Raw genomic sequence first — 16,769 nt, forward strand, 5'->3', positions numbered from 1 at the left:
AAAAAGCATGAAATATTCTGAACTAATTAGTTTTAATCCGATTGAAGATGTCATTCAGCTCACGACCGCCAGTGATGAAAATAAGGCCCGCGAATATGTAAAGACCTATGTTATGTCCGATGCTATGGCCGATAGCTTGAAAGCCACAGTTATCGATCAGCTGCAAATGGACGAGGTCATTGACAATAAGGGCGTTCTCGTCGTTGGTAACTACGGAACCGGTAAATCTCACTTAATGTCTGTGATTTCAGCGGTTGCCAATAACGCTGATAACCTTCAGTACTTGCAGAACAAGAAGTTTGCAAAAAGCATGGAACCGATTGCCGGCAAATTTGAGGTGCTCCGTATTGAAATCGGTGGGGTTACCATGTCACTGCGTGAAATCCTATTCGGCTTTATTCAGGACGATTTTGATAGCCGTGGCATTGATTTTGAGGTCCCGGATTTTTCGACTGTCCGCGATAACAAGAAGCTGATCAAGGACATGATGATGGCTTTTTCAGCAAAGTATCCGGATAAGGGCTATCTCATTGTCGTAGATGAGTTCTTGTCATACTTGACGTCCCGTAATGAGCGGGATATCGTACTTGATCTGGAATTCTTCCGCGCATTGGGCGAAATGTGCTCAAAGTCAAATCTGCGTGTGATATTCGGTGTGCAGGAAAAGGTATTTGATAACCCACGTTTCAGCTTCGTATCAGACACGCTGATGCATGTCAAGGATCGTTTTACGCAAATCATCATCAGCAAAGAGGCCACATCCTACGTTGTCTCGGAACGAATTCTGAAAAAGACGCCAGAGCAAAAGGCCCTCATTCGTGCGCATCTGGAGAAATTCAGTAACCTTTATGCCGGAATGTCCTCCAGAATGGATGAATTTGTGGACCTGTTCCCGATCCATCCGTCCTACATCGACGTTTTCAATCGCATATATCTGATTGAGAACCGCCATATTCTTAAGAACATTTCTTTGACAATCAAGGACATTTTTAATACCAATGTGCCGGAAGACGCACCCGGCGTCATCTCCTTTGATGATTACTGGCCCGTAATCAAGTCAAATGGACTTCTGCGCAGCGATGTAACAATCAGCCGTGTAGTAACGGCGAGCCAGCAGCTGGAAGACATCATCAATCGGTCCTTCCAGAAGCCTGCGTATAAGCCAATGGCAATTCAGATCATCTACGCTCTGAGCGTTCACCGCCTTACTACGAATGGCCTTGACGTACAGTTCGGCCTGACTGCGGAAAATTTGAAGGACGACCTGTGCCTGTACCTTACCATGCCGGAACAGGACGCCGACTTCTTGCTTGGAGCAGTCAAAGCTACCCTGCGTGAAATCATGAAGACGGTTTCTGGACAGTTTATTATCTTCAACGAAGGAAACGGTCAGTACTATATTGATGTAGATAAGATCGTCGATTATGACGAAAAGATAAAGCAGAAGGCATCTTTGCTGGCCGAGGGAGAACTGAATCGCTTCTTCTATCAGGTCGTTTACAGTTGCCTTGAGTGGGAACAAAAGCAATATGTTCCCGGCTTTGAAATCTATGAGCATGATCTGAATTGGGACAGCCACAACATTTTCCGCGAAGGCTATCTCTTTATGGGCCTGCCCGGCGAGCGCAGCACAGCTCAGCCGGAGCGTGACTTCTATATTCACATTATGCCGCCATATGGCAACGCAGGCGCAGTCAGAAATGACAAGGAAGATGAGGTCTACTTCTACTTCAAGTCCAATGATGAGTTCTATGAAATGCTGTCGCTTTATGCCGCAGCAAATAGTCTGGCAGGCATCAGTGAGGGCAAGGACAAGGAATCTTATCTGACGAAGGCAGGCACACTGCGCAAGGGCCTTGTGAAGTTCCTTAGCGAAAATAAGAATACCTGCTTTGATGTTGTTTATGACAAAGAGCGGCATCAGCTGATTGAAATCCTGAAAGGCCGCTACAACCGGGATTACACATTCAACGATACGATGGACCTTGCGGCGTCGCTCTGCCTTGACGGCTATTTTGACCGCATCTATCCGGAATTCCCGGCTATGAAGACAAAAATTACGCGCAAAAATATGGCTGACAATGCACGTGTCGCTTTCGACCATTTTGCGGGCAGAAAGACCCAGCAGTCTGCGCTTATGCTGCAGAGCTTCGGCGTGCTGGACGGCGAGAAAATACGCCCGGAAGGTTCCAAATATGCCGCTTACTATATTGATTTGATAAAGGCACTTCCGCAGCAAGGCGTTCTCAACTTCTCTGATCTGTTCGAGCCGCAGGGACTTTATTGGCAAATCGATAAGAAGTTCCGTATCTGGCACATTTTTACGCCGGTCATTTTCCTTTCGATGGTATATGCAGGCTACGCCGTAATTACGTTGAAGAACGGCGAAACCATTACTGCATCTACTCTGGACAAGGTGCCGAAGATCTCCGCGACTGACTTGTATGAATTCAAATATCTCTCAAAGCCCGCGCAGATTTCCATGGCTGAATTGAAAAAGCTCTTTGACATCATTCAGCTGAACCCGGCGCTGCTGGATAACCCAAATGACCGTGAAAAAGGAGTCACTGATCTTTGCAAGAGAGCGCAGGAGCTTTGCAATAATGCGGTTCTGCTTGAGCGGAAACTCACCGAAGGTTTTGACCTGTGGGGCGAGCCGCTTGCCAATCAGCAGCAGATTCAGCTCATGCGATCTGCTTGCACGGCGGTGAAGGATGAATTCAGCAATTACGGCGCTCGTTTCAATACACCGGCCAAGCTGAACAACTTCAGCCTCACTTCCGATCAGGTTGAAGGACTGGGCAAGAAGATCGCCATCCTGCAGATCGTTCCGGAGTATATGGCCTTCAAGCGCGACTGTGGAGATGTCGTAAAGTACATCGCGGACATTGAGTTCATTGACCTTGGTGCTTCTCTGAAATCCGAGATCGAAAATGCAAAAGCGTCGTTCCGCGAAACACGCGACAGCATCATGAATGGAACCACCGGCGAGGCCGCAGCGCAAAAGGTCTGTGCCGAACTGGAAAAGATCAAAGAAAAATACATCACCATTTACTTTGACGAGCACAAAAAGAAGCGCCTTGGCATCGAGGATGCAAAGCGTCGCGGCAAGATTCAGGAGAGTATCGCTCTGTCAAACTTGCGGAAGCTGCGTACCATCGAAATTCTGTCCTCTGCAAAGTTGGCGGAGATCGAGCAGGATTTGGCATCGCTCAAGGTCTGCTATGATCTGACGCCGACTGAACTGAAGAGCAGCTCGATTTGCCCGCATTGCAGATTCAGTCTGGAAGACAAGACAAAGAACACCTACGGACAGCTCGATAACATTGAAAACCGCATCGACGCGCTGGTGGCCGAGTGGACGAAAGTTTTGCTGGATACCATTTCCGATCCGTTGGTACTGAACCAGAAAGAATATCTCTCTGACGCACAGGCCAAGGTCGTTGATGAATTCATTTCAAGCAGATCGTTTCCGAAGCGCGTGGACGATTTCTTCGTCAAGAGCATCGCTGCGCTTCTGAAGAACTATGAGCCGGTGGTTATTGTTGTTGAAGATCTTGTACAAAAGCTGGACGAGCTCCCGCCGCTGGACGAATCGACATTTAAATCGAAATTGAGCGAGATCATATCTTCCTATACTGCTGGCAAGGATGCGGCGACACTCCGAATTGTTGTCAAAAGAAGAGAAAGCGAGGAATAAGCAATGGAACGCAGGAAACTTACTAAAGCGGATATTGATAATGTCCGCAATATTGAAGGCTTTCCTATTGGCAGCGATGAGGACATTATTGCGCTCTCCGATGCGCCGTTCTATACGGCTTGCCCAAATCCCTTCATTGAGGAGTTTATTAAGGAAAATGGAACACCTTACAATGAAAAAACGGATAAATATCATAAGGAACCGTTCGCAGCGGATGTAAGTGAAGGCAAGTCTGACGCAATTTACACTGCTCATACTTACCACACCAAAGTACCATATAAGGCAATCATGAGGTACATCCTCCACTACACTAAGCCTGGCGATATTGTTTTTGACGGTTTTGCAGGTAGCGGCATGACTGGTATAGCAGCCCAGATGTGCGGGAACGAATCATCCGTTGCTGCTTTTGGGAGAGACGTAATATTTGGAAAAAGAAAAGCTATACTAAGTGATCTTTCACCTGCTGCGCAGTATATTACTTATGGGTATAACCATAATCGCAATGTTACTGACTTTATTTTGTCCGCCGAAAAAGCAATGGCTAATTGTGAAAAAGAATGTGGCTGGATGTACAAAACGAAACACACACCAACAGGACAGACTTTTTTACGAGAAAATGATTTGTTCGGTAGAATTAACTATGTGGTATGGTCTGACGTGTTTGTTTGTCCTAATTGCGGAGAAGAGTTTGTTTTTTACAATGTTGCTTATGATGAAAAAGAAGGAAAAATTAGAGACACTTTTGTTTGTCCCAAATGCACCGCAAAGCTAAAGAAACAGGACTGTGCGAGAGCCCAAGAACTATCTGTTTCGGATATTGATAAATCTGTGGTAACTCATGCCAAACAAACGCCTGTCCTAATTAACTATGTTTATGCGGGAAAGAAATACACTAAGAAGCCAGATAAATACGATTTTGACTTGATTGAGAAGATAAATGGGTTAACTATACCGTACTGGTATCCAACGGATAAATTGCCTGATGGCTGTAATACTCAACAGCCAATATCTTCGCACAACTTTACCAGAGTACATGATTTTTATACAAAAAGGAACCTGTATGTGCTGGCTTGCTTAAGCCATCTCATCGGCAACAGTCCAGTACGCATAGCATTTCAATCAATGAATCCAACGCTAACGTCAAAGCTCGTTCGTTATAATATGGGGAACCGGGGCAATGGTCCATTAAACGGAACACTCTATGTTGCATCTCTTGTTGCTGAAGCAGATGTTATTAAAGTTTTCAAAGGAAAAGTGGATGATTTTGCTAAAGTGTATGGAATGACTACAGGTTTTGAAGGTGCAATGTGTAACACAGCATCTTCAACTTCCTTAAGTAATATTCCAGAAGACTCAATTGACTATATTTTTACTGATCCTCCATTCGGCGCTAATCTGAACTATTCCGAGCTGAGTTTTATATGGGAGACATGGCTAAAAGTCAAAACAGACACACGGCAAGAAGCCATCATGAATGACGTTCAAAAAAAGGGATTGGTTGAATATCAGCAATTAATGACGGACTGCTTTAGCGAGTTCTTTAGAATTTTAAAGCCAGACCGGTGGATGACGGTTGAATTTCATAACTCAAAAAACAGTGTGTGGAATGCGATTCAAGAATCTCTGTTGAGGGCTGGCTTTATAATTGCCGATGTCAGAACACTTGATAAACAGCAAGGTAGTTTTAAACAAGTAACAACATCAAGCGCTGTTAAGCAAGATTTAGTCATTTCCGTATATAAGCCAAAAGACAGTTTTAGAAGAGATTTTATTAGTCACGCCGGAAGCGAAGATACCGCATGGTCGTTCGTTCGACATCATCTTGACAATCTACCAATAGCTGTAAAACGAGGAGGGGAAATTGAAGTTTTGTCTGAGCGGCAGGCATTCCTCTTGTGGGATCGTATGGTGGCGTACCATATTATGCAAGGAATAGCAATTCCTCTTGATGCAACTGATTTTTACAAAGGTCTTGATGAGCGCTTCTTAAAGCGTGACAATATGTATTTCCTGCCTGACCAAGTTAACGAGTTCGATTTAGCTCGGTCAACCTGCGATATCCAAAACATTCAATTTTCACTGTTTGTATCCGATGAAAAATCCGCTATCGGATGGCTATATCAACAGCTGGACGAACGCAGTGGCGATGGCCCGCAGACCTATGCAGACTTGATGCCAAAGTTCATGCAGGAATGTAAGGCCGTTGACAAGCGCGAGAAAATGCCGGAATTATTAGTCATCCTCGAAGAAAACTTCCTCAAGGACGATGATGGCAAATGGTACATTCCCGACCTCACTAAGAGCGGCGACATCGCCCGTCTGCGCGAGAAGAACTTGCTCAAAGAATTCCAGGATTATTTGTCCACCAAGGGTAAGCTCAAAGTATTCCGCTCTGAGGCCATCCGCGCAGGTTTCGCAAAGCTCTGGAAGGACAAGGACTATGCGACCATCGTTTCGGTGGCAGATCGCCTGCCGGAAGAAACGATTCAGGAAGATCAAAATCTGCTCATGTACTACGATATCAGCTTGGGTCGTGTGTAATTTATAAATGGAGGAAGAGGTATGCTGAAAACCGGAGATTTTGTTTTCGACAAGGCAGCAGGTGCCAGTGTTCAGGTCTTGGACCGAATCGAAGCGTGGGGCTACATATCCTACCGCGTCTTCAATCCGGCGACCGGCAAGGTCTACAAGGCAACCGAAGATCAACTGAATACTGACAGCGGCACCAATACCTACGACGAAAACTATCTCCGGTATGTGACGCTTCTCTGCAAGATCAAAAATGAGACAGCCGGCGGGCTGCTGTCCTCATTGGCCAGCGGCGTTATTCCGCTTCCGCACCAGCTCCATGTGCTCAACCGGGCGATGGAGCATAATACGATCCGCTATATACTCGCCGATGAAGTCGGCCTCGGAAAAACCATCGAAGCCGGAATGGTGATCAAGGAACTGAAAGCACGCGGCCTCGTGCGACGTGTTCTCGTCGTCTGTCCTACCGGTCTGGTGACCCAGTGGGCGGCAGAAATGCAGGACAAGTTCCATGAGAAGTTCAACATCATTCTGCCGTCAGATTTCGACACCATTCGACGCCTGACAGACAGCGAGGATGTTTACGGGCAGTACGATCAGGTCATATCTCCGATGGACTCTATCAAGCCAATCGAGAAGCACGCCGGCTGGACGGATGAACGTGTCGAGAAATATAACGAGGAGCGGATTTATTCCATCATCAACAGCGGCTGGGACATGATCGTCATCGACGAAGCTCATCGTGTTGCCGGGTCCACCAGCGAGGTGGCACGTTATAAATTGGGATGTCTGCTTTCGCAGGCGAGTCCCTATTTGCTGCTGCTTTCGGCTACGCCGCACAATGGCAAGACAGAGCCGTTTCTGCGGCTTGTCCGGCTGCTGGATGAGCAGGCATTCCCTAATGCCAAGTCCATCGTAAGGGATCAGGTAGCTCCATACTTGATTCGCACGGAAAAGCGTGAAGCCATCGACAATAACGGAAATAAACTCTTCAAAAACCGCATCACGAATCTGGTAACTTTGAATTGGGATGAGCGCCACACAATGCAGCGCGAGCTGTATAAAATGGTGACCGCTTATGTTTCCAAAACCTATAACAAGGCACTGCGAAACCGGAAAAAGAACATGTGCCTTATCTTCCTGCTCATCATTATGCAGCGCATGGTCACAAGCAGTACGGCGGCTGTCCGGCAAAGCCTCGAACGGCGTTTGAAAGTGCTGCAGGATCAGGCCACAAAGATCGGCAGCCTGACTGAAGAAGACCTTGATGAGCTCAACATCGAGGACGGCGTTGAGGAAGCACTTGAAGCGATTTCTCTGGACAACGATGAGGAAATAGCCGAACTGCAGCAGATTATATCTGTCGCTAAGCAGGCCGAATTCCAGCACCCGGATGTTAAAGTTGAAACTCTGCTGGATACCATCGACAGCATTTTAAGCGAGGACGCCAACCAGAAAATCATCGTTTTCACAGAGTTCGTTGCCACGCAGAAATATCTGCAGAAAATCCTGATCGGACGCGGATATACTGTGTCAGCTCTTAATGGCAGCATGAGTATTGATGAGCGCAATATTGCGCTGCAGGACTTCCGCGACCGCGCCAACATTTTCATTTCGACTGACGCAGGCGGCGAAGGTTTGAACCTTCAGTTCAGCAATATCATCATCAACTACGATCTTCCCTGGAATCCGATGAAGATTGAGCAGCGGTGCGGCCGTGCTGATCGTATCGGGCAGAAGCGCGACGTACATATCTACAATTTCATTATCGAGGACACCGTCGAAAACAGAGTAAGGCAGGTCCTTGAAGAAAAACTATCGGTCATTTTGAAGGAAATGGGTGTAGACAAGTATTCCGATGTACTGGACAGCGAAGTGGCCGAGTGCGATTTCACAGATGTCTACATGCGTTCGATCAGCCATCCGTCGAAGATTACTGAAGCGCTTTATCCGGTTGAGTCGGAAATGAAGCAGCAGGTCGCCAATGCCCAAAAATATAAAAACGTGATCCGCGAAGAGAAAGACCTGACGAAGCTTGTCGGGCAGGAATCGGATTTTGATGTCGAGTCTGCATTGAAGAAGCTACTTGCCTATTATGATATCTGGCAAGGCAAAGAAATGACATTGATCGACCGGGTGGGCATTAATGATACGAGGGTGACTCAGCATCTGAGCACAGATATTGTGCAGGACCGGCTTTCCCCGCTCCTGTCCGTAGGTATTAAGAATTTCCCAAACGAAGTCGGCTTTTTCATGCTGTGGGAACTTTCACTGACTGACAAGGATAGCGATCAGCGAATCATTCCGATATTTGTGAATGAGAACTTTGTACTGCGCCCGATGGCCGGCAAAAAGATCATGGACGTATTTCTCGACGAAGCAACTCGTTTGTCGGTAAGAAATGTGCCAAATATTACTTCGGAGGAATACGCAAAGCTCGAAAAAATGAGCATGGACTTTGCCTTTGACGCTTTCATCGATTTGAAAGACAAACAACTCCTGAAAAACAAGGAGAGCTATGAGAAATACATGTACGCTCTCAAACTGCGTACAGAAGCGGCGCAGCAAATCGGCATTGAGAACATAAGGAAATCCCGCATCGCAAGACTGCAGCGGGAAAGAGACACAATTGAAGAAAACTACAAAAATGGCCAACAGGTGTATCCTGATTTCCGTCTGGTCGTGCTTGTGAAACTGGAGGCTTAGCAATGTTCGCGGACTATGTGTATGAAAAATCATCTGCAGCTTATTCGAATAAAATTCTATTGATCGACGCTGATGATCTTCAAAGCGTCACGGATTACTGCGCCAATTTTTCAGCACACGGTTTTCAAATAATCCATTTCGCTGACGATCTGGCCTTCCGCATAGAACATGATGATGCGATTAACAGCAGTGACGAAAAGTGCGCGCTGATTGTAAAACCAGACGTCTATATCCCGTATGATATTCACAGGCGCTTTCGGTGCTTTGAAGTTTCGATCTCTAACCTATTTCCCGACTTGAATTCATCAGCTATTCGGGACGCCGGGAATATCAATCTCGATTTGTTGTGCATGGCCTATCAGCGCAACTATGCTGATTTGAAAATGTATCCAATGACGCAGCAGTTTTTAAAGAACAAAGTATACAGCCACGATAATATAGCTGCATATCTTCAGGAATGTCAGAATCAACTTGCTGAATCAGTCTGCTCTGCAAAGACCTATCAGGACTGGTTCCGAGTGGCTAATCTAAAATCAGCAATGGATGTAATGTCGGTTAAGTACGACATACCAATCTCATCCGGACAGGCACAGGAAGCATTCAAGCAGTTTGTACTTGCCAGTTTCGGAAAGCTTTCCACGGCAATCAACAAAGATGGACCGGTACTCGTAAGTCGGGCGATGGAATACATGCACGGGAATAGCGACAAGTTTGCAATAATTGTTATGGATGGTATGTCGGAATTCGACTGGCACATTATTGCGGAAGGATTCACAGGCATACACTACGAAAAGTCAGACGCCTTTGCAATGATCCCTACTACGACATCTATTTCACGTCAATGTCTTCTCTCTGGCAAATATCCGGTACAGCTGTTGGCGCCGTGGAAGCAAAGCAAGGAGAAAACAGAATTTCTTGATTGCGCTCAAAAGCTCGGATTTACTGAGGCACAAATCGGATATGAGCGCGGTTATGAAGCGGACTTTGCTGCATCGGTAAAGTGTGCAGCGGTCATCATAAATGACGTAGATGATATGGTGCATGGGCAAAAGCAAGGACGCATAGGCATGCTCAATGACATCTCCGTTCTTTCAAAGCAAGCCCAGCTTTTGAATTTGACGAAGCGTCTTCTGAGTAAAGGCTTTGATGTTTATATTTCTGCGGATCATGGAAACACTCCGTGTACCGGCATGGGAAAATTGATGAAGACAGGTGTGGAAGTTGAGACAAAAAGCAGACGAATGATCGTGCTGCGTGATTTTGCGGATAAACAAACACTTGCCGACCAATACGAACTAATTGAATATCCGAAGTATTATTTGAGCAAAGAATTTGACTATCTGATTTGTGACGTAGGCCGCTCATTTGATGCAAAGGGTGAAGAAGTGATGAGCCACGGCGGTATAACCGTTGATGAGGTCATCGTACCATTTATCAAGATAAAGGCGGACGAAAACAATGGCTAAAACTGTAGGACTTTCACGTAATATTAAAATGCAATGGCTAAACAAAGCTGTGGCTTTACTCTATGATAATTTGGAAGAAACGGAATATAAAAGTGCTCTGAACGAGTATTTGGGCTTTGAAATAGGTAGCGCCATCAATATAAGAAAGACCCGCGAAATTCTCATGCATTTGTGGTTCTACAAGGATGATGAAACAAACGATATCCGAGAACTGGGGCTTTCTTTAATCCGCGCATATCCTGATTACGCATTACCAATTCACTGGTGTATGATTCTTATCACATACCCGGTGTTTGCGGATGTATGCAAATTAATCGGCCGTATTTCTGATTTTCAGGAGGAGATCACATTAGCGCAGCTCAAACAAAAGCTGTTTGATGAGTGGGGTGAAAGAACAACGCTGTTCCATTCCACGGACAAGATCATCATGACCATGAAGGACATGGGCGTGCTTTCTTGCGAAAAGCCCGGAAAATACCACATACAAAAGTATCCGATAAGTAACGAACAGATCGTTAATTATATGCTGTTAGTAGCAATAAAAGTGGGCGGAAATAGCTACTATACTCTTCCCGACCTTACGAACATAGGCGTTCTGTTTCCTTTTGAATACCGAGTGAATAAGGAGCAGCTTATTACAGATGATCATTTTGTGATCAACAATTTCGGTGGAGAAATAACAGTAGCATTAAAATAAAACGAGGAGGATTTCATATGCCAGCAGTAATAGTGAAAAAAGAAGAAAAAGTCGCCTCAGTTTTTGCAGCAATGAGTAATCCGGATGATATTCAAGAATTTAAGACCAAGTTCAAAGAAATGTACCCAAAGGAATGGCAGCATATCATTGCTGTTTATCAAAAAGAGGAACGTGCAGACATCAAGCATAAAGGTCACCCGATGCCGGAGCCGGAAAAATATCTCGAAAATACATATAAAGTCGCACGTAATAAACGGTGAGCAGAACGTCAGAGTGAAACGAAGAACATTTTAATTTTGCCACACTTTTTAATTATTCTTCGGCTGCCAATTTTGCAGGGTAAGTAAATACAAAATAGGCTGCCGGCACTACAAACCAAATAAATAAAAAAGGGCTCCCGAAGCTCGCATCGAAAAGGTGCGGAACCTCGGAAGCCCTTTATTTCAAGCCTTTTTCGGCACGCTGCTGTCGGGGAAGGCTCTTTCTTATTGTATCAAAGACGGTAAGAACATAGACCCTTGCTGCGGCAGCGGCGGCATGTTTGTGCAGTCAGCGAAGTTTATAGAAAACCACCAAGGAAATATAAACAACATATCAATATATGGACAAGATAGTAATGCCACTACATGGAAAATGTGTATGATGAACCTTGCTATTCGTGGGATAGAGGCAGACTTAGGAAGGTATAATGCTGATACGTTCCTTGATGATTGCAATCCAACTCTCAGATCTGATTACATACTTGCAAATCCTCCTTTTAATCTTTCGGATTGGGGACTGGATAAGCTACGAGATGACGTGCGTTGGAAATATGGTCTGCCGCCAGCTGGAAATGCCAACTTTGCTTGGATGCAACACATGATACATCACTTGGCACCGAACGGTAAGATTGGGCTTGTGCTTGCAAATGGATCATTATCATCTCAAAACGGTGGCGAGGGAGAAATAAGAAAAAACATTATTATAGCCGATTTAGTTGAAGGTGTTGTGGCATTACCTCCTCAATTATTTTATACAACTGGAATTCCGGTCTCTCTTTGGTTCTTAAACAAGAATAAAAAGCAAAAAGGGAAAACGCTTATTATTGATGCTAGACATTTAGGAACAATGGCTACACGTACACTCAGAGAACTTACCGATAAGGATATACAAAAAATAGCTGATACTTTTTCTGCTTTTGAAAAAGGTAATTGTGAAGACGTAAAAGGTTTTTGTTCTGTAATTGAAACAGCTTATATAGCAAAACATGATTATATCTTGACACCAGGAAGATATGTTGGCATCGAGGAACTGGAAGACGATGGTGATCCATTTGAAGAAAAGATGGCACGACTTACTGGTGAGTTATCAGAAGTGTTTAAAAAAAGGCTGGAGTTGGAACAACAGATAAGGTCAAGGCTGGGGGCGATTGGATATGAGTTTTAGTGAGTGGAAAGAGGAAATGCTTTCTGATGTAATTGAGTTTAATCCATCAGAAAAAATAGTTAAAGATACTATGATGAAAAAAGTTTCTATGGAAAAAATAAGTCCATGTACTAGAAAAATTTACGATTACGAGGAAACTGTATTCAATGGTGGTAGCAAGTTTAGAAATGGTGATACTCTTATGGCAAGAATAACACCATGCCTTGAAAATGGGAAGATTGCCCAAGTAGATATTTTAGATGATGGTGAAGTTGGTTTTGGGTCAACTGAATTTATTGTTATGAGAGAAAAGGTTGGAAAAACTATAAATGACTTTGTATATTACCTATCCATATCTAATCAGATCAAAAACAAAGCAATTCAATCTATGACAGGTACTTCTGGGAGGCAAAGGGTTCAAAATGATGTTTTGTTTAATTACAAACTTTTTATTCCACCTATCCATGAGCAGAGGGCTATTGCGGCAACTTTAACCTGTATTGACGATTTGATAGAGCAGAATAAACGAACAAACAAGATACTTGATGAAATGACTCAGGCTATTTTTAAGCATTGGTTTGTTGATTTTGAATTTCAGAATGAAGATGATCAGCCCTATAAATCCAGTGGCGGAAAAATGGTGGATAGTGAACTTGGTTTGATACCTTTAGGTTGGCAAGCTGTTGAGCTTGGAAATGTAACGATTAATATGAGGGATAAAACGAGAACTAATGATTTTCGAGTTTTATCTGCAGTCAACACAGGCAATTTAAAGCTTTCAGAAGAATACTTTACGAAGCAAGTTTTCAGTAAAGACTTATCAAAATACATAATAGTTAGGAATAAGGAATTTGCCTATAATCCAGCGAGGGTCAACATCGGTTCAATTGGAATGAATGAATACAATTTTGATGGTTGTGTCAGTCCAGTGTATGTTGTTTTTAAAGCTGAAGAGGATTACCATTGGTTTTTTAAATTGTTTATTAAGACAGATAATTTTAAAAGTGAAGTCATAAAAAGGGCTTCAGGTTCTGTAAGGCAAGCAATGAATTATTGTGATTTTGCATTAATAAAAACAGTGTACCCACCAAAGAGTGTTATAGATAAGTTCAATCAGATTTTTGAAGTTACCTATTTTGCTCAAAAGGAGCTAACAAAAGAGATAGAAATACTTATAAACATTCGAGATATTCTGCTACCAAAACTTATTTCGGGCGAAATCCTTTTGCCGGTTGAGGAGGGTGTGTGATATGCCATACACAGAACAAGACTTTGAGAATGCTATAATTGAATTAATGCGTGATAATTTGGGCTATGATTATTTATATGGACCCAATATAATACGTGATTATCGCTCGCCATTATATGAAGAATTGCTGCTATCCTCCTTAAGCGATATAAACCCCAAGCTCTCGCAGGATGCTATTAACGAAGCAATATATAAGCTCAAAAACTTTGAGAGCGTACAACTTTTGCAGAAGAATAGCGTTTTCATGGACTATTTACAAAATGGTATTGAGGTTAGTACGGTTTATAACGGTGAAACAAAGTATGACAGAGTGAAACTCATCGACTATGACAATACTGACCGCAACAGTTACTGTGTTATAAACCAATGGACGGTAGTGGAAAACGAAGAAAAACGACCAGACGTCGTGGTTTTTATTAATGGGCTCCCACTCGTTGTGATTGAGCTTAAATCCTGCTCTCGTGAGCAAACAGATGTATCGGCGGCATATCGTCAATTACGGAACTATATGAAGGACATTCCATGTATTTTTTCATACAATATTTTTTGTGTAATGAGCGATCTTGCAACTTCAAAGGTTGGAACTATTACCTCTGCTGAAGATCGTTTTATGGAATGGAAAACCACAAGTGGTGATTATGAAGAAACAAAGTATGCAATGTTTGATGTTTTGTTTGAGGGGATGTTTGTAAAAAAACGCTTGCTTGATATTATAAAAAATTTCATTCTTTTCTCTGATGATAATAAAATTCTAGCTGGGTATCATCAATATTTTGCTGTAAAAAAGGCAATAGAACGTACCAAAACTGCTACAGAAACTGATGGCAAGGGTGGTATTTTCTGGCATACACAAGGTAGCGGAAAGTCGCTTTCAATGGTTTTTTATACAAAGCTTTTACAAGCAGCTCTTAATAGTCCGACGGTTGTAGTTTTGACCGATAGAAATGATTTAGACGACCAGTTGTATGGACAGTTTGCAAAGTGTAAAGATTATTTGAGGCAAGTGCCCGAACAAGCAGAAAATAGAGCTGATCTTAAAAAACTTCTTGCTGGAAGAGTAGCTAATGGAATTATATTTACCACAATGCAAAAGTTTGAGGAATCAGCTGAACCACTCTCAAACCGAAGAAATATAATCTTAATGGCAGATGAAGCACACAGAAGTCAATATGCATTGGATGAAAAAATTGATTCAAAGACCGGAAAGGTTAGTCTCGGTTTTGCACGCCTTGTGAGAGAAAGTTTACCAAAGGCAACATTCATAGGTTTTACAGGTACGCCAATATCAGTTAAAGACCGCTCAACAAGAGAGGTTTTTGGTGAATACATAGATGTTTACGATATGACACAATCAGTGGAGGATGGAGCAACCCGTCCAGTTTATTATGAAAGTAGAGTTATAAATCTTGGACTTAATGAAGAGGTTCTAAAAAGTGTTGATGCAGAGTATGAGCGTGTTGCAGAGCAGGCAGAGGAATATGTCGTTGAAAAGAGTAAAAAAGAGCTTTCGACAATGGACTCAATTTTGGGGGCAGAAGCGACAATAAAATCACTTTGCAATGATATCGTAACTCACTACGAGGACAGGCAGGATTTGCTGACTGGGAAAGCAATGATTGTTGCATATTCTCGCCCTATTGCAATGAAGATATATGCTGAGATTTTACGGCTTCGACCAGAGTGGTCAGAAAAGATAAAAGTTGTTATGACCAGCGACAACAACGATCCCGAAGAATGGAAAGATATTGTGGGTGGAAAGGGCTATCGGTCAGAGCTTGCACGAAAGTTCAAGAATGACAATGATGAAATGAAAATTGCAATCGTGGTTGATATGTGGCTAACAGGATTTGATGTACCGTCACTTGCCACAATGTATATATATAAACCGATGGCAGGACATAATCTGATGCAGGCAATTGCAAGGGTTAATCGTGTATTTGGTGATAAAGAGGGTGGCTTGGTTGTTGACTATGTTGGCATAGCATCTGCACTCAAACAGGCAATGAAAGAATTCACTTTGCGTGATAGAAAAAATTATGGTGATACTGATATATCAAAGGCGGCATTACCAAAGTTTATTGAGAAACTTACAGTCTGTAAGGATCTATTCCATTCTTTTGATATTTCAAAATTTGAAAATGGAAGCGACTTAGACAGAGCAAAAGCAATTGTAGGAGGAATAAACTTCATAATTGCAGATGAACAAGAGAAAAACTTGTTTATTAAAGAAGCTCTATATCTCAAACAATCTGCATCGCTATGTCGAAGCTTACTTGATAAAACACAGAGATTTGAAGCAGCATTTTTTGAAGCTGTGCGAACAGCTATTACAAGGATTGTTACAGGTAAGAAACTGTCACTTAAAGAAATCAACGATCGGATCAATGAGCTATTAAAGCAGAGCATCAAGAGTGATGGGGTTATTAATCTGTTTTCCGATGTTAAAACTGAATTTTCGCTTTTTGATGCAGCGTTCTTGGAAGATATCGCTAAGATGCAACAAAAGAACCTTGCAGCAGAGCTGCTCAAGAAACTAATTCAAGAACAAATATCTGTTTATAAGAGGACAAACTTAGTAAAATCAGAGCTGTTTTCTGAAAAAATGGGACGGTTGATGAACTCATATAGAAACGGTCAACTCACGAATGCAGAGGTTATTGATGAACTGTTAAAAATGGCGGCAGATATAGCCAAAGACCATAAAGCAGGAGATGAAATGGGTCTGTCTGTGGAGGAAAAAGCCTTCTACGATGCACTTCTAAAGCCATCGGCAATCAAGGACTTCTTTTCAAATGAAGCATTGGTGCAGATAACAAAGGAACTAACTCAAATGCTCTCGAAGAGCAGGACTGTTGACTGGCAGAAAAAAGAGCAAGCAAGAGCGAATATGAGGTCAATGGTAAAGCGGTTACTTAAAAAATACAAGTATCCTCCAGAGGGTCAAGAAGAAGCTGTGGATGTTGTTATTTCACAGTGTGAGATGTGGACTGATAATGGGGATGCGGAGTAAGGAGGTGC

The 16,769-nt window shown here is 43.1% G+C and carries 8 protein-coding genes and 1 pseudogene; all 9 read left to right on the forward strand.

Annotated features, from left to right (window positions below; translation table 11 throughout):
- The first annotated feature begins 7 nt into the window (after window positions 1-7).
- Window positions 8-3,700 (forward strand): DUF6079 family protein, encoded by a 3,693-nt coding sequence (locus OKX56_RS02300; RefSeq protein WP_287895501.1) that lies wholly within the window; start codon window positions 8-10, stop codon window positions 3,698-3,700.
- Between the two features lie 3 nt (window positions 3,701-3,703).
- Window positions 3,704-6,241, forward strand: a complete 2,538-nt coding sequence (locus tag OKX56_RS02305; protein WP_287895502.1) for a DNA methyltransferase — start codon at window positions 3,704-3,706, stop codon at window positions 6,239-6,241.
- A gap of 21 nt (window positions 6,242-6,262) precedes the next feature.
- The gene (locus OKX56_RS02310) at window positions 6,263-8,935 is read left to right on the forward strand and encodes a DEAD/DEAH box helicase (protein ID WP_287895503.1); all 2,673 of its coding nucleotides are present in this window, start codon (window positions 6,263-6,265) and stop codon (window positions 8,933-8,935) included.
- Between the two features lie 2 nt (window positions 8,936-8,937).
- Complete coding sequence (locus OKX56_RS02315; RefSeq protein ID WP_287895504.1) at window positions 8,938-10,401, forward strand: PglZ domain-containing protein; 1,464 nt, start codon at window positions 8,938-8,940, stop codon at window positions 10,399-10,401.
- Window positions 10,394-11,098: a hypothetical protein gene (locus OKX56_RS02320; RefSeq protein WP_287895505.1), complete on the forward strand. Its 705-nt coding sequence runs from the start codon at window positions 10,394-10,396 to the stop codon at window positions 11,096-11,098. Before OKX56_RS02315 ends, OKX56_RS02320 begins: the two co-directional genes overlap by 8 nt.
- Window positions 11,099-11,115: 17 nt before the next feature.
- Complete coding sequence (locus OKX56_RS02325; RefSeq protein WP_287895506.1) at window positions 11,116-11,358, forward strand: hypothetical protein; 243 nt, start codon at window positions 11,116-11,118, stop codon at window positions 11,356-11,358.
- A 241-nt stretch (window positions 11,359-11,599) separates the two neighbouring features.
- Window positions 11,600-12,523 (forward strand): annotated as a pseudogene (locus OKX56_RS02330) (N-6 DNA methylase); the annotation flags it as partial.
- On the forward strand, window positions 12,513-13,751 hold the full coding sequence (locus OKX56_RS02335) for a restriction endonuclease subunit S (protein WP_287895507.1): 1,239 nt from the start codon (window positions 12,513-12,515) through the stop codon (window positions 13,749-13,751). The pseudogene OKX56_RS02330 and the gene OKX56_RS02335, both read left to right, overlap by 11 nt.
- A gap of 1 nt (window position 13,752) precedes the next feature.
- Window positions 13,753-16,761 (forward strand): type I restriction endonuclease subunit R, encoded by a 3,009-nt coding sequence (locus tag OKX56_RS02340; protein WP_287895508.1) that lies wholly within the window; start codon window positions 13,753-13,755, stop codon window positions 16,759-16,761.
- The last annotated feature ends 8 nt before the right edge of the window (window positions 16,762-16,769 follow it).

It is taken from the genome of Dehalobacter sp. (genome assembly GCF_030063005.1).
In the GTDB taxonomy this organism is placed as follows: Bacteria; Bacillota; Desulfitobacteriia; order Desulfitobacteriales; family Syntrophobotulaceae; genus Dehalobacter; species Dehalobacter restrictus.